24 protein-coding genes and 1 tRNA gene are annotated in these 26,934 nt (G+C 45.8%); 16 read left to right on the forward strand and 9 right to left on the reverse strand.

Annotated features, from left to right (window positions below; genetic code table 11):
* Nucleotides 1-280: 280 nt before the first annotated feature.
* The 3 genes from cdhA to MA_RS23005 all read right to left on the reverse strand — a co-directional run bounded on the left by cdhA (nucleotide 281) and on the right by MA_RS23005 (nucleotide 3,868).
* Complete coding sequence (cdhA, locus tag MA_RS22995) at nucleotides 281-2,698, reverse strand: CO dehydrogenase/acetyl-CoA synthase complex subunit alpha (protein WP_011024278.1); 2,418 nt, start codon at nucleotides 2,696-2,698, stop codon at nucleotides 281-283.
* 432 nt (nucleotides 2,699-3,130) lie between these two features.
* Complete coding sequence (locus tag MA_RS23000) at nucleotides 3,131-3,550, reverse strand: cell surface lipoprotein (RefSeq protein ID WP_048065979.1); 420 nt, start codon at nucleotides 3,548-3,550, stop codon at nucleotides 3,131-3,133.
* A 246-nt stretch (nucleotides 3,551-3,796) separates the two neighbouring features.
* A tRNA-Arg gene (locus tag MA_RS23005) sits at nucleotides 3,797-3,868 on the reverse strand.
* A 173-nt stretch (nucleotides 3,869-4,041) separates the two neighbouring features.
* Between MA_RS23005 and MA_RS23010 the strand changes: the two genes are divergently transcribed.
* The 12 genes from MA_RS23010 to MA_RS23055 all read left to right on the forward strand — a co-directional run bounded on the left by MA_RS23010 (nucleotide 4,042) and on the right by MA_RS23055 (nucleotide 16,260).
* Nucleotides 4,042-5,226, forward strand: coding sequence for a redox-regulated ATPase YchF (locus MA_RS23010; RefSeq protein ID WP_011024280.1), 1,185 nt, complete (start codon nucleotides 4,042-4,044; stop codon nucleotides 5,224-5,226).
* Nucleotides 5,227-5,350: 124 nt separating this feature from the next.
* Nucleotides 5,351-6,025 (forward strand): undecaprenyl diphosphate synthase family protein, encoded by a 675-nt coding sequence (locus MA_RS23015; RefSeq protein WP_011024281.1) that lies wholly within the window; start codon nucleotides 5,351-5,353, stop codon nucleotides 6,023-6,025.
* A 6-nt stretch (nucleotides 6,026-6,031) separates the two neighbouring features.
* Nucleotides 6,032-6,559, forward strand: coding sequence for a DUF5817 domain-containing protein (locus tag MA_RS23020; protein WP_011024282.1), 528 nt, complete (start codon nucleotides 6,032-6,034; stop codon nucleotides 6,557-6,559).
* A gap of 597 nt (nucleotides 6,560-7,156) precedes the next feature.
* Complete coding sequence (locus MA_RS23025) at nucleotides 7,157-8,131, forward strand: DUF128 domain-containing protein (protein ID WP_048065980.1); 975 nt, start codon at nucleotides 7,157-7,159, stop codon at nucleotides 8,129-8,131.
* A gap of 32 nt (nucleotides 8,132-8,163) precedes the next feature.
* Nucleotides 8,164-8,826 carry an MBL fold metallo-hydrolase gene (locus MA_RS23030; protein WP_011024284.1) on the forward strand — a complete coding sequence of 221 codons (663 nt, stop codon included), beginning with the start codon at nucleotides 8,164-8,166 and terminating at the stop codon, nucleotides 8,824-8,826.
* Between the two features lie 447 nt (nucleotides 8,827-9,273).
* Nucleotides 9,274-10,017, forward strand: a complete 744-nt coding sequence (locus tag MA_RS23035) for an ABC transporter ATP-binding protein (protein ID WP_011024285.1) — start codon at nucleotides 9,274-9,276, stop codon at nucleotides 10,015-10,017.
* A complete protein-coding gene (locus MA_RS23040) occupies nucleotides 9,999-11,222 on the forward strand; it encodes a SufB/SufD family protein (protein ID WP_011024286.1) in 1,224 nt (407 codons plus the stop codon). Before MA_RS23035 ends, MA_RS23040 begins: the two co-directional genes overlap by 19 nt.
* Nucleotides 11,223-11,394: 172 nt before the next feature.
* On the forward strand, nucleotides 11,395-11,547 hold the full coding sequence (locus MA_RS29105) for a hypothetical protein (RefSeq protein WP_157860397.1): 153 nt from the start codon (nucleotides 11,395-11,397) through the stop codon (nucleotides 11,545-11,547).
* Between the two features lie 27 nt (nucleotides 11,548-11,574).
* Nucleotides 11,575-11,739: a hypothetical protein gene (locus MA_RS27760; RefSeq protein WP_157860398.1), complete on the forward strand. Its 165-nt coding sequence runs from the start codon at nucleotides 11,575-11,577 to the stop codon at nucleotides 11,737-11,739.
* Between the two features lie 218 nt (nucleotides 11,740-11,957).
* Nucleotides 11,958-12,317, forward strand: a complete 360-nt coding sequence (locus tag MA_RS23045) for a helix-turn-helix domain-containing protein (protein WP_048065981.1) — start codon at nucleotides 11,958-11,960, stop codon at nucleotides 12,315-12,317.
* A gap of 5 nt (nucleotides 12,318-12,322) precedes the next feature.
* Nucleotides 12,323-12,940 (forward strand): 4Fe-4S binding protein, encoded by a 618-nt coding sequence (locus MA_RS23050; protein WP_193589510.1) that lies wholly within the window; start codon nucleotides 12,323-12,325, stop codon nucleotides 12,938-12,940.
* A 269-nt stretch (nucleotides 12,941-13,209) separates the two neighbouring features.
* The gene (locus tag MA_RS23055) at nucleotides 13,210-16,260 is read left to right on the forward strand and encodes an FAD-binding and (Fe-S)-binding domain-containing protein (RefSeq protein WP_011024289.1); all 3,051 of its coding nucleotides are present in this window, start codon (nucleotides 13,210-13,212) and stop codon (nucleotides 16,258-16,260) included.
* 651 nt (nucleotides 16,261-16,911) lie between these two features.
* On the opposite strand, the gene MA_RS23060 is transcribed toward MA_RS23055, so the two are convergent.
* Nucleotides 16,912-17,520 carry a cysteine hydrolase gene (locus MA_RS23060; protein WP_048065982.1) on the reverse strand — a complete coding sequence of 203 codons (609 nt, stop codon included), beginning with the start codon at nucleotides 17,518-17,520 and terminating at the stop codon, nucleotides 16,912-16,914.
* Between the two features lie 916 nt (nucleotides 17,521-18,436).
* Here MA_RS23060 and thsB point away from each other — a divergent pair.
* A complete protein-coding gene (gene thsB, locus MA_RS23065) occupies nucleotides 18,437-20,068 on the forward strand; it encodes a thermosome subunit beta (protein ID WP_011024292.1) in 1,632 nt (543 codons plus the stop codon).
* A 370-nt stretch (nucleotides 20,069-20,438) separates the two neighbouring features.
* Here the strand turns inward: thsB and MA_RS23070 are convergent, their stop codons facing one another.
* Together MA_RS23070 and MA_RS23075 are read right to left on the reverse strand one after the other, a co-directional pair.
* A complete protein-coding gene (locus tag MA_RS23070; RefSeq protein WP_011024293.1) occupies nucleotides 20,439-20,828 on the reverse strand; it encodes a DUF473 domain-containing protein in 390 nt (129 codons plus the stop codon).
* 4 nt (nucleotides 20,829-20,832) lie between these two features.
* Complete coding sequence (locus tag MA_RS23075; protein ID WP_011024294.1) at nucleotides 20,833-21,591, reverse strand: proteasome assembly chaperone family protein; 759 nt, start codon at nucleotides 21,589-21,591, stop codon at nucleotides 20,833-20,835.
* Nucleotides 21,592-22,022: 431 nt separating this feature from the next.
* Between MA_RS23075 and MA_RS23080 the strand changes: the two genes are divergently transcribed.
* Nucleotides 22,023-22,610, forward strand: coding sequence for a pyruvate kinase alpha/beta domain-containing protein (locus MA_RS23080; protein ID WP_011024295.1), 588 nt, complete (start codon nucleotides 22,023-22,025; stop codon nucleotides 22,608-22,610).
* 270 nt (nucleotides 22,611-22,880) lie between these two features.
* On the opposite strand, the gene MA_RS23085 is transcribed toward MA_RS23080, so the two are convergent.
* The 3 genes from MA_RS23085 to MA_RS23090 all read right to left on the reverse strand — a co-directional run bounded on the left by MA_RS23085 (nucleotide 22,881) and on the right by MA_RS23090 (nucleotide 24,108).
* Nucleotides 22,881-23,174 carry a type VII toxin-antitoxin system HepT family RNase toxin gene (locus tag MA_RS23085; RefSeq protein WP_248698065.1) on the reverse strand — a complete coding sequence of 98 codons (294 nt, stop codon included), beginning with the start codon at nucleotides 23,172-23,174 and terminating at the stop codon, nucleotides 22,881-22,883.
* A gap of 38 nt (nucleotides 23,175-23,212) precedes the next feature.
* Nucleotides 23,213-23,422 (reverse strand): hypothetical protein, encoded by a 210-nt coding sequence (locus tag MA_RS29110; RefSeq protein ID WP_226990700.1) that lies wholly within the window; start codon nucleotides 23,420-23,422, stop codon nucleotides 23,213-23,215.
* Between the two features lie 242 nt (nucleotides 23,423-23,664).
* On the reverse strand, nucleotides 23,665-24,108 hold the full coding sequence (locus MA_RS23090) for a type VII toxin-antitoxin system MntA family adenylyltransferase antitoxin (RefSeq protein ID WP_048065983.1): 444 nt from the start codon (nucleotides 24,106-24,108) through the stop codon (nucleotides 23,665-23,667).
* A 134-nt stretch (nucleotides 24,109-24,242) separates the two neighbouring features.
* Between MA_RS23090 and tgtA the strand changes: the two genes are divergently transcribed.
* On the forward strand, nucleotides 24,243-25,715 hold the full coding sequence (gene tgtA / locus MA_RS23095) for a tRNA guanosine(15) transglycosylase TgtA (RefSeq protein WP_011024298.1): 1,473 nt from the start codon (nucleotides 24,243-24,245) through the stop codon (nucleotides 25,713-25,715).
* A 273-nt stretch (nucleotides 25,716-25,988) separates the two neighbouring features.
* Nucleotides 25,989-26,930 (forward strand): UbiA family prenyltransferase, encoded by a 942-nt coding sequence (locus MA_RS23100; RefSeq protein ID WP_048065984.1) that lies wholly within the window; start codon nucleotides 25,989-25,991, stop codon nucleotides 26,928-26,930.
* Nucleotides 26,931-26,934 lie beyond the last annotated feature (4 nt).

Below are 26,934 nucleotides of genomic sequence, written 5' to 3' on the forward strand. Positions count from 1 at the left end.
AGAAGTCTCTTGATTGATTTTTGCTCAATCTATTATAGAAGTAGTAGTGTAAAACTGCTCCTTATCTTTTGTTCTCACAAAAGAAGGAGCAGTTAATATTGAAATCAAATAAGTTTGTCACAGATTTGTTATAAAACTTACGCAGTTGAGATGAGATATCAATAGAGCATTGAACCGAGCATTGAACCTTTAAGTGTTTAAAAATATAAATTAGAAAAATAGCATGATTGTGCTTGATTTTGCACCTCAAATACGCAAGTTTCCTTGTGTCAACCTTTTTTCAGGCCTCCTTGCAAAGTCTCTTGAGGTTAGTTGGCTGTGCAGAGACATCGAATTTGATCTTCGGACCGGAGATGATCTTCTTTCTCTTCCAGTCAATTTCCCAGCCCTGTTCTGCCTCGAGCCTCTTGAGGAGCTCTTCACGCTTGGCGAGCGGGAGGTCAGCCTCATTCCTGACGAACTTCCACCAGTCTTCGGGCTCTACACCAAGGTATTTCTTGGAAAGCTCCATCCAGTGAGTCAGCTTTATGGACCTGCCCATGTTGTTGTCTGACGGGCGTATGCAGGCTTTTGCCATCATCGGGAGTGCTTCCTGCCAGGTTTCTGCGGTGGTCAGGAGGAATTCAGGTGCTGGTGGGATGTTCATCTCTGAACCGTCTCTGGCATCAAAGACTTTCCACTTGTCTTCTTCATAGGTCTTGGCAATCAGGGCTCTCCTGTACTTGGAACTGTGCGGGCCGAGCACTGCCGGAATTCCGTATATGTTGCATCCGGTACCGATTGAAGCAGCCTTCTGTGAGTATGCACCCCAGGCAAGTCCGCATGCACCCACACGATTGAGAGTGTAGTCTGCAACTTCTGCAAGGTTTCCTGCCAGGGTCCTCTGGGCAAAGATTCCGGCAACTTTTTCAGCGGCTCCAGTAATGTGTGCATTGGACACACAGGAACCGGTGTTAAGCAGTCCACCGCCTGAGAATGTACCCGGGTACCTTTCATAAAGGGTCTTGCCGTCATCGTCCTTGTACATACCAATGTCCATTGCGGAACATCCGCTCACCACCACGAGATAGTTCCTCTTCAGGAATTCTTCGGCAATGTTGTAGACATCCTTGGTACCTGCCGGATAGTTCGGACATCCGATGATTGCGATGATACCTGGAGTAGTTCCCATAACGAGGTTCAGACCTTCTGCCCTGATTTCTGCGTCACTTGCCTGTCCTCTGCCTGATCTGACCCATCCTTTCTCTTCGCTGATGGATTTCTGTGCAGCCTTCTCAAGCACATTCAGGATTGGAATTTCCTTCTTACAGACCTGCTCGCAGCGGCGGCAGCCGATACATACATCGTGAAGGGCTTCAAGATACTCGTAGCTTCCCTTAGCTGCATATTCCAGGGCTTCCGGGATATCGAGTTCTTCCGGACATGCCAGCATGCATTCTCCACACTTGACACACTTGTCGATGTATACCTTGAATTCCTCGTCAGTCGGGATTGCTGTAATACCTTCCGCATCACGGATTGGAGCCATTACTTCGGCAATCTTCGGGATGAGTTCTCCGAGTTTATCATAATCCAGCATCACACAACCCGGAATTGCTCCTGACTTGATCTCCTCAACTATTGAGTCCACGTCAGCATCCGTACGGTCCGGCAGGCCCATCATGATCTTTTCGTTTGATGCGATCACAGGGATCTTGAGTTTCATAGATTCTGATAAGACATCGCCGCGGACGCACTGCTCGTCCACAACAATGACGTCGGGCATTCCGGAGCGGATAACCTTCAGTTCTTTTGCCAGAGACCCTACGATCTTTGCGTACGGAGCTCTCCTGTCGGCTTCCTTGTACCTGGTCATGTCGAATGCGGTACAGCAAAGTCCAGCGATTTCCATCTTGTCGGTCAGATTATTTTCTTCCATGTAGTCCATGATGTATGTTACACCGGCTACGTTGTGCCCGATTGCAACAATTAGGGGCTTGGACTTATCAATAGATCCCATGCCGATTTCAATAAGCGGGGCTTCGGGATCAGCTTTCGGGAAGTCATATGCTGAGACCTGAGCGATATCGGAGACTTCCATCCCAACGTGGTCAAGGCTGCCGCTGAAAAGGGCTTTTGAATCATAGTCAATTTCTGCGCTTTCCTGGCCTGCGTGGATGGTTGCAAGGAGCTGGGTGAGCTGTTCTTCGACATACTCCATCGGGGCTCTGCATTCTCCGAGGGTCTTTGGGCTCAGTCCTGTGCAGATTGTGACGTTCGGGGTCAGGACGTTTGATTCCCCAAGGTTAAGGGGGAGATCTTCACCAAAGACTTCAATTACATGGTCAAGCAGGTGGCGACCGTGGGCAGCGTGGCAGGCTGTACCTGTAATTACACGAAGGAAAAATTCTCTCCCGGTTTGTCCGGCCATGTCAATACCACATGCCCCTCTTTTGTTTCCGGAGAGGTCACATGGTCCATAGGTACAGTAACAGCACTGGTCACACATAGGGGTCAGGACAGGTTCGTAGCGGTCAAGAAGAAGCAAGTTCCAGCTTCTGTAGGATGCCAGACCTGCCATAGCAGTGGGGCCCATCGGACCTAACTCTTTTGCTTTTTCTTCAGCAGCCTCCTTTGCTGCCCCTACAATATTATTAATAGTGATCTGAACGGATTCCAGATCTTCTATAGAAAAACTCCCGGTAGTTAGTTTGCTCATTTGAGCTTTACCTCCTAAATTTGTTTAAAGTCGACTTCGCCATGGTGGTTGCAATTCTGAGATGTGGCAGATCCTTAATGATTATACATTATATATTTTGCCGTCTGCTTTAAAGTTGCAACCGTTTAAATCAAAGCTTACGCAGTTGAAGGTAAAAATCAAATACTCTGGCGTTGTGGTTTAAGTTTATTTTTATGTTGATGAAAGTTCCATACCATTGACCACTCTGTTAATCTGCGTAAGTTATGCACTTTATATATTAAATTTGTGGATATATATAATTTATGTTATAAAATTTTCATTATTTATTAGCGAAGAACGAAGAAGCGTCCAATACTGTTTTCACAAAAAATATCGGGCAAAAACTCGATTGAGAAGATTTTTACAGAACCAAAAAAGAAGTGGTCTTTAAAAAAGGGAGAACAGAAGTTCTCAGCTCACCCTTATTGTAACGTTCATTTCCGGAACGTCTTTTACAGTGAAAACGTAAGTTCCCGGATTATTAAAGGTATAACTATAAGGAACACTGTAAGCCATTTCCTGATCAGGGAAGAGTCCATCTTCACTTACCAGGACATAGGTTCCCTGCCTTTTGCCACTCCACCAGGAGACCGTATCCCCTGTCAGAATATCCAGTTCGGAAGGTCTTGTTACATTATAATACTCAAGGCGGACAATATGCTCCTTTCCATCAGAAACAACATTTTCCTGCGGTACGTTTTCCTGTGATTCCGTTACTGCGGCTTCTGAAGCAGCAGAGTCATCTGTCCCGGACCCCGCATCCTCCTCGGCACAGCCGGAAGCAAACAAAAACACAAATACCAGAAGTAAAACCAGAATTTTCCCTTTCATGAATCTCACCATCTTTTAGTCTGTATTTATAAGATAATTTATATTCATTATCTTTTTGATAGATTTAAGAGATTAGTGAGAAAAAAACAGAAAGAAGATAGGAAGGAAAAAGAGGAGATGCAGATAGTCGTGAGGGAGAAAAACGAAGAATAGACAAAGAGTAAACAAAGAGTATCCGGAAAGAATTAAAGAATAAATAAAAAGAGATGAAGAATAACCAGAAAATGGATAAAAAATAAGAATTTACGTCCCGACTGAGACTTGAACTCAGGTCTAAGGCTCCGCAGGCCTCAAGGATATCCACTACCCTATCGGGACGCAAGCGAGCACCACTGATAAGCACATTCTAGAATATAAACTTTGTTACTCAAAAGACAACTGGACCTGCAACGCATCCGGCGATTTTTCTCAGAAAATACAGGGAAAAAAACCTATTTCCACGGCTTCAATATCAATAAAGATTAAATGCAACAAGCTCTTTTTTATAATTTATGTCGATGACCATAGGCCTTGCAGGAAAGCCCAATGCGGGCAAATCCACTTTCTTCAAAGCTGCTACCCTCGCAGATGTTGAAATTGCAAATTATCCATTCACAACTATCAACGCAAACCACGGCGTCACATATGTCAGGGCGGAATGTCCCTGTAAAGAGAAAGAAAAAACATGCGGGAAGTGTGTGGACGGCGTCAGGCTTGTTCCTATAGATATCATTGACGTGGCAGGGCTTGTGCCGGACGCCTGCAAAGGGAAGGGACTCGGAAACACTTTTCTGGACGAGCTCCGACAGGCCCAGGCAATAATTCATGTCGTAGATGCCTCAGGCGGGACGGACGCCGAGGGCAACCCTGTAGAAATAGGAGACCACAACCCGCTTGATGATGTGGCTTTCCTGAACAGGGAAATTACCATGTGGCTTTATGGAATTCTGGAAAGGAACTGGGTAAAGCTTTCCAGAAAAATACAGGCTGAAGGGTTAAAGCTTGAGATCGTGATTTCGGAACAGCTCGCAGGAGCAGGGATAAAAGAATCTCACGTAAACGCAGCCTTGATCGACACCGGGCTTGCAAGGGTGGATCATGTTAAATGGACTGAAGAAGACATGATCCGGCTCTGCGACGCGATGAGGGAGATCAGCAAACCCCTGCTTATTGCTGCAAATAAGGCAGACATTGCCCCGCGAGAAAACCTGGACAAACTCAAAGAACTTGACAGGATAGTAGTCCCTACGAGTGCAGCTGCCGAACTGGCTTTGAAATCCGCGGCAAAAAGCGGGATAATCAGGTATGCACCCGGAGACAGAGACTTTGAGCTGCTTACAGAAGACCTTACAAAAGCCCAGAAGAAAGGGCTTGAGGCCATCCATAAAGTGATTGAACGGCTTGGCACCACCGGGGTTCAGGGATGCATAAACAGGACGGTCTTTGAACTTCTGGATCTCATTGTAGTATATCCCGTAGAAGACGAAGGAAAATGGTCCGACAAAGTAGGGAATATGCTTCCGGACGCTTATCTGATGAAAAGAGGTTCTACCTGCCACGACCTTGCATACCAGATCCATACCGAAATAGGAGACCGTTTCCTGTATGCGGTAGATGCAAGGACAAGACTCAGGCTCGGGGAAAAGCATGAACTGAAAAATGGAGACGTAATCAAGATCGTATCTACTGCAAAATAACTTGCTGGAAAACGGGCTTAAAAAAGTTTGAAAGCCCGAGAACACAGGATGAACAAAATAAAAAGACCGAACCAGTAAATAAGGAGTACCGGGCCACTTAAGGCACTTTTAGAAGGAATACTCAATGGACCTGCTTTCTTTTGGTCATCCTCTCTACGAGAGGTTCCTGGCCTGGCAAATAACGAGGTCAACTACAAAGACCCCGGCGCATGTAGCTATTATACTTAAGGAAACCGATCTACTTGAACCGAAAGGGATGGAAAAACTCCTTTCTGCACTCCTCATATTCAAAAGGTATAATGTAGAACTCGTGAGCATTTATGTAGATATCCTTAAGGCTGAACAGCCACTTAAAACCGAGCTTGCGTCAACGCTTGGAACTAGCATTGAAGAAATCTTCACATGCCTCTCTTCCGAAACAGGATATAAAATACACGGCCTTGAAGGGGAAGTAAAGAGCAGCCGACAGGGTAAAGATTTTTTTGTATATGTATCACTCGGTTTCGGAGGACGAGGGGAAATCACAAGGGCTGTACTCTCAATTCTTGAAGAAGTTAAGACGGGAAGCGTCAGCCCGGAAGAAGTTGACGAAAAAATGCTTGAATCCCATCTCCTTGTCAAGCACGAACCCGACATAATGATCCGTTCGGGCGGGCAGAAGCTTTCGGACTTCCTTGTCTGGCAGTCCGTATATTCGGAACTTTATTTTACGGACGTCAACTGGAAAGATGTACGAAGAATAGACCTTTTGAGAGTAATAAGGGATTTCCAGAAGAGGCAGAGAAGGTACGGAAAGTGAGAGGAGATGGAGTTCGGAGATAAACCCTCCCATTATGTTGTGGTGGTCTGCCCTAAATGCCGGCAGCATGTCCAGATAACCGAAACTGGGAAGAAAACTCTCAGGTGCCAGCACTGCGGAGCGCTCCTGAAGGCACGAAAACTCAGAATATTCGGCTCTTTCGAAGAATTATCCGAAGCTGTAAACTTCAGGACGTGCCTGCAGGCTGAGCTTTCCGGAAAAGGAAAAGGGACTTTTTTCCTGGAATCCTCTCCTGAAGAAGCTGAAAGCCCAGGCTCCGGAGATCAGTCCGGGAAAAAAACAGTCCATTCCGGAACCAGAGCTTCTTCTGGAAAAACAGCTGCCAGAAAAGACCCGAAATCAATCCTCAAAGAGATCCTTACGGCGTCGGATGGGAAAATAGGAATTGAAGAGTTTCGTGAGAAGGCTGTGGAAAAAGGGATCAGTCATGAGAAATTTGATACAATCCTGGAAAAACTTCTGGAAACAGGGGAGCTTTATTTTCCCGAACCTGGAATTGTAAAGCTTGTATAACTTATGAGTACCGGAGCTGTAAAACTTGTATAACTTATGAGTACCAGAGCTGTAAAGCTTGTATAATTTATGAGTACCGGAGCTGTAAAGCTGGCACAATACGATATCCGAATTTAGTACAAGCTGACTGATTATACTGCTGAAACCTTTATTGAGAATTTATACTGCCTTACACTGTCACATTAAATAAGTGGGAGAACCATAAAAGAAAAAGTTAATAATGAGAGGGTTAAAAGACTTTTGCTGTCGGAAAAAATTCTCTTTTCCGGGATTTTCAGCAGCAGTTATTATGAAGTTGAGCGAGACAAACTTATATTAAGTACTAAAAGATTTACTATTAATTGACTATTTAAAAGAAGGATTTAATCCTTTTTGATCAATCGAGAAATAGCTAATTATATTCAGGGATAATTATATGAACCCGTACTCATGGGGAATCCCAACATGAGCTAGGGAAACTGCTTACCGAAACCTATTGAAACCACTTAATACTCATTGAGACCGGTACAGAATGCTTTAATATGCGGTCTTTATGGTTTCATCACGATTATCCGTAAAGTTCACGGAATTGATACAGGGTATAACGGTGTTATAGACATGATGGATCCGCAAATCGAGCGAAAACTTATTGAAATCATGAGGGTGATTCACGAAAGTGACAAACCTATAGGTGCCCGGGCAATAGCTGACGAATTAAACAACCGGGGCTATGATATAGGAGAGAGGGCTGTCCGCTACCACCTGAGGATCCTGGATGAGAGAGGGTTTACAAACAAACACGGGTATGCCGGGCGTACGCTTACGGATCTTGGAGAAAGCGAGATGAATGATGCCCTCATAGGGGACCGTTTTGGTTTTGTAATATCCAGGATAGAAGAAATGGCATTCCGAACCACTTATGACCCTGAAACAGATAAAGGAGATGTCGTGGTAAATATCTCTTATTTTGACAAAGACGATTTCGAAACTGTTGTTGATTTAGTTTCGTATACGGCCCACGCAGGGTATATGATAAGCCCGAGGGTAAGAATCTTCGAAGAGGACTCGGAATCCGAAATTCACCTTCCCCCCGGAAAAATAGGAATAGCTACCGTATGCAGCGTCACTTTTGACGGACTTCTCCTGAAAGCAGGCATTCCCGTAGAACCCGCCTACGGAGGGATCCTCCAGATAGAAAACAAGAAACCATCACGTTTCCTTGACCTGATCTCCTACAGCGGGACCTCCATTGACCCGATAAAGATTTTCATGAATCGGACTCCTACCTCCGTCCTTGAGGTCCTTGAAAAAGGAGATGGAAAAATCCTTGCCAATATGCGGCAAATAAATGCCTCCGCTTATGATACGGCAAAAGGAATTATGAAAAAGGCAGAAAAAGTGGATCTGGCGGGCTGCATCACCATAGGAGAAATCGATGAGTTCTTACTTGGGGCTCCGGTTGAAACTGGAAAGTTCGGGGTTGCCGTAGTCGGAGGAATTAACGGGATCTGCGCTCTTGAGGAAACAGGGATCGAGATCGAAACAAACCCGATTTCCATGATGCTTGACTACCGGACAATGTCAGAGATATGAGCAGCAAAATACTTAGAATGTGAGGCCGGCAGATGCTCAGACTGACAGTGCTGTACGATAACGAAGCTTGCCCTGGTTTTACAGGAAGCTGGGGATTTTCGGCTCTTCTTGAAACCGGCAAAGAAATCCTCCTTTTCGACACAGGATGGGATGGAACTCTGCTTCTAAAGCATATGGAGAAAATTGGTATCAACCCCACCTGTATAAGTAAGCTTGTCCTTTCCCACCAGCACTGGGACCACATAGGAGGTTTGCCTGAACTTCTTTACGCAAATCCCGGACTTACCGTATATGTCCCTTCATCTTTTTCAAAGAATCTCAAAAGGGAAATTCGGAAGAGGGCTGACCTTGTAGAAATAAAGGAAGCCACGGAGATATCCGAAGGGATCTGGAGCACGGGAGAACTTGGAGATAAAATAAAAGAGCAGTCCCTTGTCCTGAATACGGAAAACGGATCCTATGTGCTTACAGGCTGCGCTCATCCGGGAATTGAGGCAATTATGGATGCTGCCCTTTCCTGCGGGAAGATTAAAGGGATTCTTGGAGGACTGCATGATAGCGAGAGATTTGAGCGGCTTAAAGAAATGGAACTGATAGCAGCCGGACACTGCACAGTACACAAGGAAAAAATAAGGAATGCTTTTCCGTCTAAATATACGGAAACGCGAGCTGGCATGCGCTTTGAACTCCACTGAGTGAAAATTAAAAGGAAGATGCTTTTTTTCAAAAATATCCTGTTTTCAAACAAATTTTTCCGACAATAATTTCTTCCCAACAATATTTCCCTTTCAAAAATGATTTTTTAAAAAAACCATTTTTGACAAAGGAATTAATGTAGTTGTAATCTCTATGGTAATCCCAATATTCGGGCCCCTCAACTTCATACTTAAATTTAAAAAGAGGAGGAGGAGACCCTTTGGGGACGGATGATTAGAAATACAATGGCTTCCAACAAGAATAAGGATTTTGTGCAGATAACTGGAAATCAGACCGGGTAGACCGGACTGCCGGAACAATCTGATTTTAGAGTTATTTCTGCCGAATAGAGTTCAGATAAATGTATTTTGAATGGCTACTTCTTAAGATACGGAGAAAGGAAGAGGGGAAACCGTATCTGAAATGAGATTAAGGGAGAAAAACCGATGCTGAAAATAGAAGATCTGACTGTAGAGGTTGACGGAAAAACATTACTCCATGACGTGAACCTCGAAGTTGAAAAAGGGTATACAAATGTGCTTTTCGGCCCGAATGGAGCCGGAAAGTCAGCCCTCATGAGGACAATCATGGGCTTTAGCGAGTACAGGGTTGTAAAAGGCAGGATACTCTTCAAAGGAGAAGATATTACCCATCTTCCGATTGATGAAAGAGCCCGCCTCGGGCTGGGCATCATGATGCAGCGCCCGCCTGATATGGCAGGAATTAAACTGAAGGACCTTGTAAAAGTAGCATCGAAAGGAAAAAAGGACCCTGAAACCCTTGCCGAAAATCTTGACATGAAGCGCTTTCTGGACAGGGATGTAAATGTGGGTTTTTCAGGTGGAGAAATCAAGAGATCCGAACTTCTCCAACTATCAGCCCAGAACCCGAGCCTCTACCTTCTGGACGAACCTGAGTCCGGAGTAGACCTCGTAAGCATCGAACAGGTCGGAATGACAATAAAAGAACTGCTTGAAGAAGGCCTGGAATGCCCCGGAGAGAGGTGCAAAAAAGGGAAATCGGCCCTTATCATTACCCATACAGGCCAGGTTCTGGACTATGTACAGGCAGACAGAGGGTATATTCTCTGTAACGGAACGGTCATGTGTTCGGGAAATCCTATGAAAATGCTGGAAGAAATAAAAAACAAAGGGTACCAGGAGTGCATAACATGCAAACTGATGAAATGAGCCTGAAAAAAAGAGCCGAAAGCGCAGCTGAGAAAAAGGCAGCTTACGGAGAGGATTTTGAACTGGAAAAGTTTGAAGAAGGCTCCAAGGTCAGCAAGCCTATTGAAGACCTTCAGACTCTTGACGAGGAAAGCAAAAAAACCCTGCTTCAGGTAGGAATAATTCCAAGTGAAGAAGGCAGATCCGGCAGTTTTATTGTTCTGGATAATGCAGTCTCCCACTCTTCACTGAAGGACGAAAATGTGGAACTGATGTCCACACATAAAGCCCTTGAAAAGTATGAATGGCTCAAAGATTACTCCTGGAAACTCGTGCAGGTGGATGCTGATAAGTACACGGCAAAGACATACCTTGAAGATGCGGACGGTTACTTTATCCGGGCTCCTCCGGGAAAGAAATCTTCCATGCCTGTCCAGACCTGCCTTATGCTGGGCAGCAAAAAAGCAGCTCAAACAGTACATAATATTATAGTCGTAGAAGAAGAAGCAAGCCTTGACATAATTACGGGCTGCACCACCAAAAAGGGGGTTGAAGAAGGTCTGCACCTTGGAATATCCGAGATGTACGTCAAAAAAGGAGCAACCCTTAACTTTACAATGATCCACAACTGGGCAGAACAGATAGGAGTACGCCCGAGAACTGTTGTGCACGTCGAAGAGGGCGGGACTTACATAAGCAATTACATTTGCCTGAAACCCGTGCATTCGGTACAGACCTACCCGACCGTCAGGCTCGAAGGAAAAGGAGCGGTGACAAGGCTCAATACCATAGCAATTGGCCACCCAGGCTCCGAACTTGACCTCGGGAGCAGGGCTGTCTTCAATGCCCCGGATACACGAGCAGAGCTGATATCGAGGACGATCACTATCGGGGGGAGGCTTGTTGCAAGAGGAGAAATGATAGGCAATGCAAAGGGCGCAAAGGGGCACCTGGAATGCAAAGGGCTTGTCCTGACCGACAAAGGCAGCCAGTTGGCAATCCCTATCCTCGAGGCAAATGTGGACGACATTGAGCTCACCCACGAAGCTGCCGTAGGGAAAATTGCTAAAGACCAGGTTGAGTACCTGATGGCAAGAGGGCTTACCGAAGACGAAGCCGTCGGAATGATCATAAGGGGCTTCCTGGATGTTGGAATAAGGGGGATCCCGGAAGAGTTGAAGAAAGAGATAGAAGAAACGATTACACAAACCGCTCTCGGGATGTAAGTCCCGGCACCGGGCAAATCTGAAGCATAAAAATAAGATCCGGAAAAAACTGTATCTTCAGAAGGAAAAGACGGGTACATCTGGAAGAAGCCTGAGAAAAAGACAGTTTTTTCCGGATCAAGTATATTTTTCCGGATCAGGAGATCAAGTATAGTTTAATTGAAAAAAGTGTGTGGATCCGGCAGGAAAAAAGGAGAAACCTGCCGGTTTTTGTGGAGTATATGTGGATTTTAATGAGCCGAGAATAGTTTCAGGATCGAGGGTTTTTTTGTGGAAGAACCCTTTGTGGAAGAACCCAGAAACAAACAAGCTCATTAAACCTTAATTTGAGGATTGGAGAGGGGGTATAAATATGTATCTCAATTTTCCAGGTAATGGGCATTTCCCTGGACAGATAGGAGAAAAGTCCGATGAAAATCAAGGAAATTTCTACAAACAGGAAATATTACAAATATCCGGGATAGCCGAAAATTATAAAGAAAAAATGTTCTCGAAACATGCAATGGGGATGGAGTAGAGATGAGGTTATATTTTATCAAGTAAATTTGTTTTAGTTAAGGAATCTGGCTTATGCTGGGAACATGAGCTAAGGGAAGGGAAACCGCTGAAAAAGAGCGGAAACAGAAAGAATAAATTTCAGTACTGCTGATTTTCACCTGCATTGTGCTGTACTTCCCAGTGTATATATACTCCTGACATAATATTACAGTACTGTAGAAGAGAGGAGGGATTGGAATGATAGATTTCGCCTGCAAAGAATTCAGAATAGAAGATGTAATCAAATGCGCTCTCAATCTTACAAAAGCCGACCTGAATGTAATGAAGCACTTTCTGAATGAACCCGAAAAATGGGTTGATACCGACACCCTTTCAAAATCTCTGAACCTGGATATTTCTACAGTCCAGCGCTCCGTGAAAAAGCTGCACGAAAAAGGAATTCTTCAGAGGTCGCAGCAGAACCTTGACGGAGGGGGCTATGTCTTCATTTATAAGATTCATTCGAGAAACCAGATTAAAAATGTCATTCTAAAAATTGTTAACTCCTGGGCTGACAGACTCGGACAGGAACTCGAACAATGGGAAAACGGAGGTTAATTAAAATGCTCAAAATCACTCCTTACCTGGGAATCCTTGTCTTGATAGTCTCTATCGGAGGGCTCTGGTATCCTGTCCTCGGGTATTTCATGCTTCTGGTCTTTGCCGCAATCTTCCTTATCAGCCCCTTCAGAGGCAGATGGTTCTGCGGAAACCTCTGCCCGAGGGGAAGCCTGGCTGATTTCTGGATTGGCAAAATTTCAAAGAAAAGAAAGATCCCAGCTATACTCCGGAGCCTGTGGGTGCGCCTTCCCATCTTTTTCCTGATGATGGGTATTATGGGTTACAGGATTTCAAGCGTCATCGGGACCCTGAATACCTTTGAAAAAATAGGGATGATCTTTGTCACCATATGCCTTGTGACGACCACAATTGCAGTCCTTCTCGGCAGCTACCTGAGCCCGAGGACCTGGTGTTCCTTCTGTCCGATGGGAACCGCCCAGAACCTGCTCGGAGGAAAGAGATACCAGCTGAAGCTTGAAAAAGACAAATGCATCAGCTGCAAGAAATGTGAAAAAGTCTGTCCCATGCAGCTCAAGGTCTGCCAGACCGAGACAAAACCTGACTGTATCAAATGCGGACGCTGTGTGAGTGCCTGCCCCAAAGATGCCCTTCACTTTTAATTTTATTCTTTTTAGAAAAACACCGGAAATAGAAGAATACTATAAAAAGAGTTTAAAAAAACTGAATAACAGAAAAAAGAGCTGAAAAGAAGAGTTTAATCCGAAAAAGAATTCGGACTCACATCCGAATATATAATATTTTTAATTGAAAAATATATAACGTAAATTATAAGGGAGCTAAAAAACATTTCCAGAACCTGACTTAGCACGATCATCTTCGCACACTGTAAAGTGTCAACAAATCGGCCCCAAACCAGGAGGAGAAAAATATGACAGCAAAAAAAGTACCGGAACTTTCAGAAGTCCAGAAAACAGAACTCTCCGAACTCTTCGGGGAACGCGTCAATCTTGACAAACGCGACCGCCACTATTATAATCACGATATAGGAGCCTTACCCCCACTTGTCAAGAAAGTAATTGGGAACACCGACCCTGCGGCTGTTGTAAAGATCAAGACGGAAGAAGACGCAGCAAAACTTCTGGAATTTGCAAACAGGCACAAGATTCCTGTTGTCCCCCGCGCAGGGGCATCCTCAGGGTACGGCGGGGTAATCCCTACAAAGGGAGGCATAGTTGCCGATGTCACATTACTGGATAGGATCATAAGTATCGACCCCGAAGGACAGAAAGTGGTGGTGCAGAGCGGGATGATCTGGGAAAAATTAGAGAGGAAGCTGAAAGAACAGGGACTTTCTGTCAGGGCAATCCCCTCAAGCGCTCCGTCCTCAACCGTCGGAGGCTGGCTGGCCCAGAGCGGAGCCGGATATGGGAGTTATGAGTTCGGCTGGGGCTACGAGAGCATGGAAAAAGTCCGGGTTGTCCTCCCCAACGGAAAAATAAAGGAATTTTCAGGCCCCGAGCTCAAGAAACTGATAGGGACGATGGGAACCACTGGCATAATCACCGAAATAACCCTGAAGGTCCAGAAGCTCGAAGAGAGAAAAGCCGTTTCAGTCAGTTTCCCTGATGCTTCAGCCATGAAAAAGGCGGTCGAAACCATAAGGGAAAAGAACATCCCGCTCTGGTCCATCTCCTTCCTGAACCCCGAATGGGCGGACATGAAAAACAAATCGCCCCTGAAGCTCCACTATGGGGAGATTGTGGACAAACACAGACCTGTGCTGCCTGTTGCTTACGTCTGTACTTTCATGTATCCTGCCTCAAGAGACGTCTCAGGCTTGACAGAAGCAGTCGAGAGTGCAGGAGGCACAATCCTTCCGGAAGAAATTGCAAAGCACGAAACTGAGGAATGGTTCAAGTCCATGAAGGTTAAAAGGCTCGGTCCCTCCTTTATCCCAGCCGAGATCCTCGTGCCGCTAGAGAAGATGGACACTGCTTTTGAAGAAATTAAAAAGCGGATTAAACTCCCTGTGCTTACCGAAGGGATGGTTATCAGCGACGGAAATGTCGTACTCCTCTGCTTTATGCGCCACTCCGAACGCTCCTTGCTCTTCAATACAGCCTTTGCCCTTTCCCTGAGCATCCTGAAAATTGCAGAAGAAAACGGAGGCAGGGCGTATTCTTCAGGCCTCTTCTTTGCCTCGAAAAAACAGAGCGTCTTTGGAAACCGGCTTTCGGAAATAGAAGCCCTCAGGAAAGAATTCGACCCCAACGGGATCATGAACCCGGAGACCCTGGAAGGAAAAGGGCTCCTGAATACCGCTGTTTCCCTCGGCTCTTCCTTCGAACCCATGGGAAGGCTTGTCGGGAATATGTCCGGGATCGGGGAAGTTTCCTTCAAAGACGAAAAGGAGATCCCCGCAGAAGTTGCCGAACTTGCCTACTCCTGTTCCCAGTGCGGATACTGTGTGAGTGAGTGCGATCAGTACTATGGCAGGGGCTGGGAGTCCCAGTCACCCAGAGGGAAATGGTTCTTCATCAAAGAATACCTGGCTGGCCGGGAAAAACTTGACCAGAGGCAGACCAACACCTTCCTTGCCTGTACTACCTGCCAGATGTGCGACGCCCGCTGTGAGCTGGACATGCCAATCGAACATGCCTGGATGACAATGCGCGGAAAGCTGGTCGAAGAAGAGAAAAAGATGACTTTCCCGCCCTTTGAGATCATGGCTGCAAGCCTCCTGAAAGAGAGGAACATCTGGGCAAACTTCAGCAAAGACAGGGACAAATGGATTCCTGACGACATCAGGGCAAAGATGAAAGACAAAGCCGATTATGCCTATTTTGCAGGCTGTACGGCGTCCTTTGTGGAAAAAGATGTGGCTGTCGGGGCTGTGCGTATGCTCGATGATGCGGAGATCGAGTTTACAGGCCTCGGGGATAAGGAAGCCTGCTGCGGAATCCCCATGCTCGTGGCCGGAAAGTGGGATGTCTTTGAGAAGATCATGAGAATGAACGTCGCCAACATGAAAAAGCGGGGCGTAAAAACCGTGATCACATCCTGCCCTGCCTGCTGGCTCATGTGGCATACGGTCTATCCCCAGTGGGCGGAAAAACTCGGAATTGAGTACGGACTTGAGACAAAGCACTATTCCGAAGTGCTGGCTGAGCGCCTGGACGTGCTGAAACCCAAATTCAAAAAACCACTTAATAAAGTGGTTGCCTGGCATGACTCGTGCCACCTGGGGAGAGCCGGCGGGAAGGTGTACGAACCTCCGAGAGAGTTGTTGAAAGCCATCCCCGGCCTCCAGTTCAGGGAACTTGAATACAACAGGGAACAGGCGCATTGCTGCGGCTCGGTGGTGAGCCTGATTGCCGAGCCTCCGGTTGCATATAAACTCGGAGGCATGAGGCTTCAGGAAGCTGCAGATGTGAACGCAGATATCCTTGCGGCTCTGTGTCCCTGCTGTACTGTCCAGTTCCGGGTCGCAGCCGAGAAAAACAACATGAAAATAGAATCGCAGGACCTCGGTGCCCTTGTAGCCAGAAGCCTTGGCCATGACATCCCCGACTCGACAAACTTCGCGTTGCAGTCATGGGTACCCTTTGAGAAGATGATTGACCTCATGCAACCCGAAAACATGACCGACCTGATGGTAGAACTCCTGCCCGAAATGATGGCGGCAATGCCGTCCCCACTCCAGGCAATGATGAAAATGGTCAAATACGTGCCGGGGATGGACGCCATGATGAAGCCCATGATGCCGGTTATGATGCCAATGCTCATGCCTTCGGTCATGCCCAAAGTGATGCCGGACATGCTCAAAGCCGTGGAAAGGCGGGTTCCGATGCCTGACTACATGAAAGATCAGCTCCCTGACCTCATGCCAAAAGCCATGGATAACTTGATGCCAAACATGCTGCCCCTGATCATCCCGCTGCTAACCCCACGGATGATTGAGTATATAAAAACACACTGAGAACTCGCTGAAAACCAAGCAGGAAAAAACAGAAAAAAACTAAATAGAACTTACGCATTTGCCTGCTTCGCAGGCAACTTTTTAATTTCCTTAATTTTTAGGCTAAGGCATAGATTGGATTTCTCATAAATTGATTAACAGCACTCTTGTAATATTCCATTTTGTATCAAACCATTTTAATACTCTTTTATTCTTTGAATTTCAAATCTAAGAAACGCCTTTGTTGCCATCACAATATGTGCTCTCTGTACACTATTGCTCCTTGCCCGACATCGTTCTACTCCACAAAAAATATATTATTCCTGTATGGTACTCTTCAATTTTTCAGGCTTTCTTTGCTAGCTCTTTCCTTTTTTCATCCTCCATACTAGTACATCGATTCCATATATCCTCAATAAACCATGAATAAAAACAAGTGAACACAAATATTTTCAATTCGTGTTTATTCTTGTCCGCTTGTGGTTTTCTCATAGAAAAAACATTAACCAGTGCTGATTTCAAAGTCCAATTCTTCCCATAATTTGGAATCGATGTACTAGTATCGAGTCATCAGTAAAATGTCGTATATAATCGATCGCAACTGTTCAGAATTATTAAATCCTTGAGGACTGACGCGACACTAGAAACTTTCTATAAAACACCCAAGGAACCTCAGGAAACAATTTCAAGCTCTCCAAGGGTGCAGACTTCCCCCAGCATTGGAAAGACTACTTCGATAGAAAACTTTTGAAGCTCTGCATTGATGGAAGCTGTGCAGTTGCTAAGCACTATAATATTGTATCCCCTATCAAAAGCTCCTCTAACCGTGGTTTCAAGGCAGAGGTTCGTTATAGCTCCTGTAAAGACCAGCGTATCCCGTTTAAGACCCTTCAATATCTGCTCCAAATCGGTATTGAAAAAACCGTTCATGGCGTTGTATTTTACAACTATAAAGTCCTCGGACCGGGGGGCAAGTTCTTCCACGAATCCAGTCTGAAACTCCTCCTCTTCCGGGCTGATTTTTGAAAAATCGATTTCTAGGAGCGGTTTCCAGAATCCGATCGCATGCAGAGTCTGAGGTCTCAGGATCACTTTCAAGTAAATAATAGGAATACTGTATTCTCTGGCCTTTGCTATGGCTTCCTTCGTATTCTCAATCATATCTGTATCTTTAGCGTGCTTCAGTACACCCCATTCCGCATTGAGCCCTTTCTCATTAAGTATGAAATTTTGTGCGTCCACAACAATCAGCGCTGCACTTTCTCTGTTTATACCTGTCATAGTCTTTCCCCAGATCAGTTTTCCACAGTTCCAGAACTTCAAAAAGGTTTGCAAATCTCACTTTCAATTCAAGAATATGCATCAATTTCCTCTGAAATTCTTCTCACTTGAAAGCTGTTTCACGTCATACTTTTTACTTCTCATAACCTAAAAACATTCTCTGATATTTGAATCTTTAGTGGCTACGGGGTTAATCAATAGATATTATTCAGAATATCCAAAGCGGAAGTCTTCTGTTTTTCTGTTCTGCTCCTTGCAGGACTAAAGTTGCCTAATCTGCAACGCAAAAAAGTAACAGGTAAACTCACACTGTCACCAAGAGAAACGGAGTTCAGAACTGTCTTTCCTGTCCGAAGAATGCTTTCATTGACTGGAGAGACTTAGTTAAATTCACAGATAAATATAAGCGCCTCCGCCAGCTTGTCCGGCGGCCCCGCAAAAAAGAAGAAAAAAAAATTTAAAAAAGAGATAAGACCGGAATTCCTTCCTCTTTTGTCTATTTGGTTCTCGTTCTTACTTACGAGTGTTTCCAGCAGTTTTCACTTTAGGTTTTTATCTCTTTATTCATTCGGATCTCTCTATTCTCTTCTTGGAGAAGACCGCTCTCCTTCGTCGAGCGGGGCAAGAGTAACACGATAAGGTTAGTTACATTACATAGATCAAAGAGATTTATCAATTAGTCCTCTTGAGCGAGCGAAGCGAGTGAAAAGAACCTCGTGCTCCCGAAGCGAAACTCGGGTGTATTAAAAGTACCCGCAGCCCTTTTTTTTCCGGGTTCAGGCCCTGCCCTCCAGAGGAATTCTTATATAGAAGTGCTTGCATTAAGAATAGGAAAATTACGCACAAAGGAAAGTGCTCTGGAATACAATTAATAAAAAATTCATACTAGTTCACATCATTGAAAGGAGATTAAAGCTTGGCAGCACAACCGATCTTTATATTACGGGAAGGAAGCAAGAGAACTCACGGTTCCGACGCTCAGCACAACAACATCATGGCCGCAAAGGCAGTGGCTGAGGCAGTAAGAACCACTCTTGGGCCCAAGGGTATGGACAAGATGCTTGTAGACTCGATGGGAGACGTCGTCATTACCAATGACGGAGCAACCATCCTTAAAGAAATGGACATCGAGCACCCAGGTGCAAAGATGATCGTAGAAGTCGCCAAGACCCAGGACGCCGAGGTCGGGGACGGAACCACCACAGCAGCCGTGCTTGCAGGAGAATTCCTGACAAAGGCAGAAGAACTGCTGGAAAGCGGCGTACACCCCACTTTGATCGCAAGCGGTTACAGGCTTGCAGCAACCCAGGCTGCAAAGATTCTTGACACGGTTACCATCAGTGCATCTCCCGAAGATACCGAGACTCTTGAGAAAATAGCAGGTACAGCCATCACCGGAAAGGGTGCAGAGGCGCACAAAGCCCACCTTTCAAGGCTCGCAGTCCATGCGGTTAAGTCCGTTGTCGAGAAAAGCGAAGATGGAAAGATCACTGTAGACATCGAGGACGTAAAGACTGAAAAGAGACCCGGTGGCAGCATTAAAGATTCCGAGATTATCGAGGGTGTAATTGTCGACAAGGAACGGGTCCACACCGCCATGCCGGAAGTTGTGAAGGATGCAAAGGTCCTCCTCTTAAGCGTACCAATCGAACTCAAAAAGACAGAAACCAAAGCCGAAATAAAGATCACCACCCCTGACCAGATGCAGCTTTTCCTCGACCAGGAAGAAGCCATGCTCAAGGAAATTGTGGACAAAGTGATCAGGACAGGCGCAAACGTGGTATTCTGCCAGAAGGGCATTGATGACCTTGCCCAGTACTACCTGACAAAGGCAGGCATTTTCGCCATGCGGAGGGTAAAGAAGAGCGACATGGACAAGCTCTCCAGAGCCACAGGTGCAAGGGTTATTACCAACCTGGATGAAATCGAGGAGGCAGACATCGGCTATGCAGGCCTTGTGGAAGAAAAGGATGTCACCGGTTCCAGAATGACCTTTGTCACAGGCTGCAAGGACAGCAAGACAACCTCTATTCTTCTCCGCGGCGGAACGGAGCACGTAGTGGACGGCCTTGAGAGAGCCCTTGAAGATGCTCTCAGAGTTGTCGGCGTTGCTCTCGAAGACCAGAAAATCGTAGTTGGTGGCGGCTCCCCTGAAGTAGAACTCGCTCTCAGGCTCAAGGAATATGCAGCAACCCTCAAAGGCAGGGAACAGCTTGCAGTTATGAAGTTCGCCGAGTCCCTCGAAGTAATCCCCCAGACCCTCGCTGAAAACGCAGGACTTGACCCGATCGACATGCTCGTGGAAATGCGCTCCCAGCATGAAAAAGGCAACAAGAGGGCAGGACTCAACGTCTACACAGGCAAGATCGAGGACATGTTCGAAAACAATGTTGTCGAACCCCTCAGGATCAAGACCCAGGCAATCAACGCAGCTACCGAAGCCGCAATCATGATCCTCAGGATCGATGATGTAATCGCTTCATCCGGCGGCGCAAGAGCTGGCCCAGGCGGAATGCCAGGCGGCGAAATGCCTGAAGACATGATGTGAAGATACTAAACTAAACTGGGGGCTCCCGGAAAATCCCAAATTTTCCGGAACCTTCCCTCTTTTAGAAATCTATTTTTGGAACCTATTTTTGGAACCTATTTTTGGAGATTTCTTTTAAAAACGTGTTTTTACGGTGAGAAATAGGAATCTGTTTTCAGAGTAACTTCCGGAAATAGGAATAATTCCTGGAATAGATTTTTTTGTTTCTGGAAAACTTTTTTGAGAAATCGATTAAAGGGAAAGTAAAAAACGTTTTTTAGAAAGCGGAAGCCATATTAAAACCGGATACTTATTAAAGTGAATTACAGGTTCCGGAAAATATATTTAAGATCGAAGTCCGGCACAGGAATTTAACTATTTAATGAAATCTTTATCTGGCTTCGTAGCAGGAGATATCCCTTGCATCTACCCGTACCGGTTTCCCGATTTCATTTGAAATAACACTTCTCACCCTTGCCATATGCCGGCACTCAAGTTGAATGCGAGCTGAAAGAGTCTCTCGTTCTTCAATGTAGAGATCATTTGAGCTGACAAATGAGTGAACAGAAATTTCCTTTTGAATAACCTTTGCTATGAGTCCCGAAGTTCCGTCAGTAAGATCCTGAAGGCTCGTAGAAGTCAGGAGAACACTATCTCCTGCATTGAGCCCCAGTACTCCGAAAAAGTTCTGCGGATTTCGGATCTCAAGAGTCCTCAGCTCGTGTTTTTTCAGGATCTCAATTACGGAATCGGCAATCCCTGTTAACGCAATGTACTCCATAGGATCACCCGTACATTGGGAACTCCTTTTTGACTTCTCCCTTCCGCTCGGTAGCCTGAACATCTTCAGCAAGCTTCTGGAGCTCGGTTTCTATGCGCTCGGCCTGCTCAATAAGCCTGTCGGTGCTGACCGAAAGTCCGTACAGTTCATTAAGGACCCCAATAACGGCGGAAGCGGCTCTTGGGTCAGGGTTCTGGGTTTTTGTAGCTCCAAGCAGACTGATTGCAGGAATCCCGCGCAGCAGGCATTCGGCCATTACGCTCCCTGAAATCCCGGAAATTGTTCCCATCTGGAAAATTTCCACCTTATCCTTGATTTTATCCAGCATTTCCGGTGTGGTAGCTGCCCCAAAGACCTTGTGCCCCCCGTCCATAATTGCAATTCCTGCAATAGAAGCAATCTCCCTGACATTGATAGACTCAGCCCAGTCCACAAGGGCATTGCTCACATCATAGGAAACCGAATGGCTGATCGGAATATCGGAGATAACTATAATGATGTTATGCTCCACGTTTTCGTAGATCCTTACAGGCATGTTTATGAGCCCTTCATAAAGCACTGCAATTGAAGGGAAATACCTGGACTCAATGGAGCCGATATACTCCATATTCATCTCTTCTATCATGTGCTGACTTGCTATATTCCCCACAAGCCCGATTCCGGGAAAACCTTCAATCAAAATAGGGTTTTTTGACTGCACAGGTTTGGTAATAATCTTCACGTCGTTGTTGTCATAGTCTGTAGTAGTTGACAGAAAAACCACCTCAATGAAATGAAACCCCTATGATAATATCTGACCTAATCCTAAATAAACAAGTTTCTCGCCAGCCCGGGTCTGCGTTGTCATCAGCACAGACATCGATAAAAAAATATCGACGAATCCGGGATTCCAAAAGCCCTAGCCCTCTTTTTTATTAAAAGAGAATCCTTTTAATATATATCTTTTCTCATGACAGAGAAAAAATAATTCAGATCAGGAGCGTTTATTCTAATAAAAATACCTTCTCCGCTCAATAACTTCTAAATGCAAACTGCATTGATGCCGGGGAAGAAAAGGGGAAGGAAAAGAGTTTCATAGAAAAAAAGGAAGATAACAGAAAAGAAATGCAAGAACGGCAGAACAGAAACCGGAAAAACAGTCTACAAAAGCAGTTCGTAGAAAGGTAACAAACCAAATACAGGAGGAATTAATTCATGAAAAAATCAATTCTCTATCTGGACAGCGTAGGAGAAGAGAATACAGACGCAGTTGTCGAAGCTGCAGCAAAAAGAGCTGCAGAACTTGGAATAGCCCATATCGTAGTTGCCAGTACCAGCGGAAAAACCGCCCTCAAAATGGCAGAAGCAGTAAAGGGCAGCAATATCAAAGTAATCGGAGTAAGCCACCAGTACGGCCAGAAGGAAAAAGGCGAGTGGGAAGTCGAAGCAGAATACAAAAAGAAGCTCGAAGAGCTTGGCGCAGTAATCACCACCCAGTCCCACATGTTTTCCGGAATCGAGCGCTCGATCACAAAGAAGTTCGGAGGCTATTCAAGGCTTGAAGTAATAGCCGATACCCTGCGTTCCCTATTCGGCAAGGGCTTCAAGGTAGCCATAGAAGTTGCCATCATGGCGGCGGACTCAGGCCATATCCCTGTCTCGGACAACACGGAAATCATAGCCATAGGAGGCACGAGGCAGGGTGCAGACGTAGCTCTCGTGCTGAGGCCGGCTCATAGCAATGACTTCTTCTCCCTGCAGGTAAGGGAAATTATTGCAATGCCGCGGGCAAAAGAAGACTGATCCAGAAAAAGAGATCAAAGGAAAAAAATGGGGAGAGAGGAGACTACATTACAATGGAGATATACATGGGATTCGCCCGAGACTTTATAACCACTAAAAATACGGAAAGGATTTACAATATTTGTAACTCAACCCTCTTGATCGAAGCGAAAAGGGCAGCATACTGTTGCGTGATATCGCAACTCCCATGAAATCTCCGATTTCATGTGACCCGAGGCTCTATTCAGATGGCATAACTCGGGACATGAAACTCTTCTGAGACTACCATAATTATTCGTATTTAGAAACCAGGTACTTAGCAACGTATTCAGCAAAAAGTTCCAGGTCATCAATGTCGTTTTGAAGATGGGAGTAAAGCTTTTCCAGGTCAATATCTGCATACATATGGAAAAGCACATTTCGAAAACCGGCCGCATGTGATAGTTTTTTGGCAAATTCCTTTGGGAGGATGTCGTGCTGCCCAAGTATAAGTATAACTTCTCTGTAAGTATCCGGACGCCTCAGTTTCTCGCTAGAAATGATCATCTCGCAGATATCAATCATGCAGGCAAGGGAGATCTCCATATACCTTTCAACCGCTCCCCTCAAAGTACGGTTATTCCTTATAATTCCTCAATATCACATGGCTGGTATTCTCTGAGAGTGCTGACATACTCTCCAAGTTGTTCCAGCTTGAAGTTAATCTCTTCAATCATCAAAATCCACTTATCCTGTCCCAAACTTAGTCCGCTTGAGCGAGTGTAACGAGTGAAACGGACAGCGCATCGTCGAGACGCAACTCGACTGTTCCAGCTTGAAGTTAATCTCTTCAATCATCAAAATCCACTTATCCTGTCCCAAACTTAGTCCGCTTGAGCGAGTGTAACGAGTGAAACGGACAGCGCATCGTCGAGACGCAACTCGACTGTTCCAGCTTGAAGTTAATCTCTTCAATCATCAAAATCCACTTATCCTGTCCCAAACTTAGTCCGCTTGAGCGAGTGTAACGAGTGAAACGGACAGCGCATCGTCGAGACGCAACTCGACTGTTCCAGCTTGAAGTTAATTTCTTCAATCATCGAAATCCACTCTCTGCTATCCTTTTCAAGCTCTCTTTTGCATGCCTTTCAATGTGGTATCGCTCATCCAGGTACCTGGACATGATTTTAGTCTCAAACTTTACCCTTAAAGGTTCATCAGCCTTTAAAATGATTCCGTTACGTATGATGTTATAAGTCAAAAGAAGAGGTGAATCATTGAGCAGCACAAGGTCTACATTGTTAGTTTTAAGGAGACCTGTAAGTTCACTTATTAATTCCAGCTGAAGGTCAAAAGTGTCCTTTTGTAAAATAGTATCATCAAAAAGAACAGCAATATCTATGTCGCTCAGGCTGTTAGCTTCTCCCCGGACGGTTGAGCCGAAAAGATAGGCTAATGTAACATACTCGACTCCGGAGAAAAATTCCCTTAGCTCCTGTTCAAGCTGTTTGAGATTTAATTGTGGCATAGCAGGCGACATATCATCAATCACCTATGACTTTATGCTTACCACTGTTTATAATTTGTGCAGAAAAGGTGTTTCTTTCCACCTTACCCTAATCTCCTGCCAGCCCCCAAAGATAAATATATCTGAGAGGCATCTATACCCCCGGCATGTCAGCGATATTTGAAATTCTCGACAAAGATGCAGGCGGCAGGATAGGGAAACTCAGGACCCCCCACGGAATAGTTGAGACCCCCACAGTCATGCCTGTTATCAATCCGAACATCCAGCTTATCTCCCCGAAAGAAATGAAAAGCTTCGGGGCTGAAATTCTTATCACCAATTCCTATATCATCTACCGGAAAGAAGAACTGCGAACTGTCGCCCTGGAAAAAGGACTGCACGGGCTCCTTGGCTTTGACGGGCCGATAATGACAGACTCGGGCTCTTTCCAGCTTTCAGTATACGGGTCAGTGGAAGTTACGAACGAAGAGATCCTCGGGTTCCAGCAGAAAATCGGGAGCGACATCATAGTTCCCCTTGATATCCCGACTCCTCCGGATGTCCACTTCAGGAGAGCGGAAGAAGAACTTGCAGTCACTGCCGAACGCCTTGAAGCTGCCCGCAAATTCATCCAGGGTGAACAGCTCCTGGCAGGCCCGGTCCAGGGCTCGACTTATCCCGAACTCAGGGAAAAGGCGGCATCTCGCTTAAGAGACCTGAACTTTGAGGTTTATCCCCTGGGAGCAGTTGTCCCGCTAATGGAGGCCTATCGCTACGCAGAACTTGTGGATGTAATTGCCGCATCCAAAAAAGGACTTTCTCCAACCTCACCTGTACACCTCTTCGGGGCAGGGCATCCCATGATGTTTGCCCTTGCAGTCTCTCTTGGCTGCGACCTTTTTGACTCGGCAGCTTATGCCCTATATGCAAAGGACGGGCGTTATATTACTGCAAACGGGACGTATCACCTGGAAAAACTGAATTATCTGCCCTGCTCCTGCCCTGTCTGTTCCAAATATACTGCCGACGAGTTGAGAAAAGCCAAAAATAAAGAAGAGCTTCTCGGAAAGCACAATCTTTATGCAACTTTTGCCGAAATCCGGCTGATCAAGCAGTCCATCAAGGACGGAAAACTGCTCGAGCTTGTCGAACAGCGCTGCCGTGCCCATCCGAAACTTCTTGACGGACTGAAAAGGCTCTACACTCACTCTGCATGGCTGGAACAGTTTGATCCTGCAACCAAGGGCACATACTTTTACTGCGGGCCGGAATCCTCCTTTAGACCGGAAGTCCTGCGTTTCGAAAAGCGGCTGGACAGATTCAGCCTTGAAGGTTCGGCAATTATCCGCACAGCTCCTGTTAAGGGAGAAAAGGATTATGACCGGGTTCTGACATTCAAAGCTCCCTTCGGGTCGTTCCCTGCAGAAATGGAAGAGGTATACCCCTTCAATGCCGAGGTCCCGAAGTTCCCGGACTATGAAACCCTCAGTACAGCTCTCTCAAATACCCTTAAATTGATGGAACTGAATCCCGGAGCAGAATTTACCTTTATCTGCGAAAAGGAGTTTGAACACCCGTTAATTGAAGAAATAGGGAAGAAAGCAAAGCTTGTATACAGGGCAGCCTGGAAAAAAGAATAAGCATCTCATAGCCCTTTAGGAAGCCTCCGAGCCTGGATTTTTTACAGATTCTAATGATTCCAGGGGTTCTCATGTTCCTCATAAATTTCTCAGTTACCTTCCCATGAGGAATTCTTCTGAAAAGAGAAAAAGGAAACTTTTTTGAGATGCTAACGTTTATAGGACTAACTGTAAAACCCCTGATAACACTAAAAACCTGACAATCCCCTAAATATAACCAACCCTCAATAAACCAACCCTCAATACAAACCAGAAAAATTACAGGTGAAACTATTGTCCCTTACAGCAAGAATCGGGGAGCTCAGCCCTTACCTCCGGCTGCTGAGACCCGAACTCTACTACATGGACCTGACCCTCCCTGCCGCAAGCGCTATCCTTGCTTCCTACCTGGCAACCGGAGGGCTGCCCTTACTTGTCCCCTTCCTGATTGCCGTGATAGGAGGTTTTGCGGCAATAACCAGTTCATATGTTTTCAATGACTGCTGTGATGTCGATATCGATACAATCAATATCCCGGACAGACCACTTCCCTCCTCGAGAGTCTCGAAGAATTCGGCGATGATGTACGCGTTCTTGCTTTTGCTTATCGCAGGTGCCGCAGCCGCATACCTGAACCCGGAATCCCTTGTAGTCCTCTTTATCGCAGCTGCAACCATTACCATATACTCAATCTTTGCAAAGCGCAGCACCTTCCTGAGCTTTCTTCCCGTGGGGATATCCTACGGGCTTGTTCCTGTAGGCGTCTGGCTCGCCTTTGATCCTGCCGGGATTTTGAAGGGCGGCGACGGAGTAATCCTTCCTCTTCCTGCAATCTGTTTCGGACTTATGATGTGCGTTACGGACTGGGCTTTTACCCTTGGAGGCGTTGCCAGAGATGTTGAAGGAGACCGGCTGAAAGGAGCACCGACAATGCCCGTAACTTTTGGAATTCCCTTTACCGCAAAGTTTGTGACCTTCTGGTGGATTGTTGGGGTTATTGCTTCAGTCATAATAGGCTGGTCAGCCAGACTCGGCCCGGTCTTTTTTGCAGGGGCTCTTGCCTCGGGGCTCTGGATGCTTGCCCAGTGCTTTGACTTTATAAAACACCCGACGCCTGAGAGAGGAGGCGCGCTTTTCCTTAACGGCTCAAACTACAGGGCAATAATGTTCGGGTCAATGATCCTGGACGTGGTGCTCTGCATATATCTTGGATCTTATACCTCCATTCTCTGGTAAAAAA

Origin of the sequence: Methanosarcina acetivorans C2A (assembly GCF_000007345.1) — an archaeon.
Taxonomy (GTDB): Archaea; Halobacteriota; Methanosarcinia; order Methanosarcinales; family Methanosarcinaceae; genus Methanosarcina; species Methanosarcina acetivorans.

Excerpts from the sequence above, each read along its gene's own strand:
- cdhA (WP_011024278.1), bottom strand. The coding sequence starts at position 2,698 with ATGAGCAAACTAACTACCGGGAGTTTTTCTATAGAAGATCTGGAATCC.
- MA_RS23000 (WP_048065979.1), bottom strand. The coding sequence starts at position 3,550 with ATGAAAGGGAAAATTCTGGTTTTACTTCTGGTATTTGTGTTTTTGTTT.
- MA_RS23010 (WP_011024280.1), top strand. The coding sequence starts at position 4,042 with ATGTCGATGACCATAGGCCTTGCAGGAAAGCCCAATGCGGGCAAATCC.
- MA_RS23015 (WP_011024281.1), top strand. The coding sequence starts at position 5,351 with ATGGACCTGCTTTCTTTTGGTCATCCTCTCTACGAGAGGTTCCTGGCC.
- MA_RS23020 (WP_011024282.1), top strand. The coding sequence starts at position 6,032 with ATGGAGTTCGGAGATAAACCCTCCCATTATGTTGTGGTGGTCTGCCCT.
- MA_RS23025 (WP_048065980.1), top strand. The coding sequence starts at position 7,157 with ATGATGGATCCGCAAATCGAGCGAAAACTTATTGAAATCATGAGGGTG.
- MA_RS23030 (WP_011024284.1), top strand. The coding sequence starts at position 8,164 with ATGCTCAGACTGACAGTGCTGTACGATAACGAAGCTTGCCCTGGTTTT.
- MA_RS23035 (WP_011024285.1), top strand. The coding sequence starts at position 9,274 with ATGCTGAAAATAGAAGATCTGACTGTAGAGGTTGACGGAAAAACATTA.
- MA_RS23040 (WP_011024286.1), top strand. The coding sequence starts at position 9,999 with ATGCAAACTGATGAAATGAGCCTGAAAAAAAGAGCCGAAAGCGCAGCT.
- MA_RS27760 (WP_157860398.1), top strand. The coding sequence starts at position 11,575 with ATGTATCTCAATTTTCCAGGTAATGGGCATTTCCCTGGACAGATAGGA.
- MA_RS23045 (WP_048065981.1), top strand. The coding sequence starts at position 11,958 with ATGATAGATTTCGCCTGCAAAGAATTCAGAATAGAAGATGTAATCAAA.
- MA_RS23050 (WP_193589510.1), top strand. The coding sequence starts at position 12,323 with ATGCTCAAAATCACTCCTTACCTGGGAATCCTTGTCTTGATAGTCTCT.
- MA_RS23055 (WP_011024289.1), top strand. The coding sequence starts at position 13,210 with ATGACAGCAAAAAAAGTACCGGAACTTTCAGAAGTCCAGAAAACAGAA.
- MA_RS23060 (WP_048065982.1), bottom strand. The coding sequence starts at position 17,520 with ATGACAGGTATAAACAGAGAAAGTGCAGCGCTGATTGTTGTGGACGCA.
- MA_RS23070 (WP_011024293.1), bottom strand. The coding sequence starts at position 20,828 with ATGGAGTACATTGCGTTAACAGGGATTGCCGATTCCGTAATTGAGATC.
- MA_RS23080 (WP_011024295.1), top strand. The coding sequence starts at position 22,023 with ATGAAAAAATCAATTCTCTATCTGGACAGCGTAGGAGAAGAGAATACA.
- MA_RS23085 (WP_248698065.1), bottom strand. The coding sequence starts at position 23,174 with ATGGAGATCTCCCTTGCCTGCATGATTGATATCTGCGAGATGATCATT.
- MA_RS23090 (WP_048065983.1), bottom strand. The coding sequence starts at position 24,108 with ATGTCGCCTGCTATGCCACAATTAAATCTCAAACAGCTTGAACAGGAG.
- tgtA (WP_011024298.1), top strand. The coding sequence starts at position 24,243 with ATGTCAGCGATATTTGAAATTCTCGACAAAGATGCAGGCGGCAGGATA.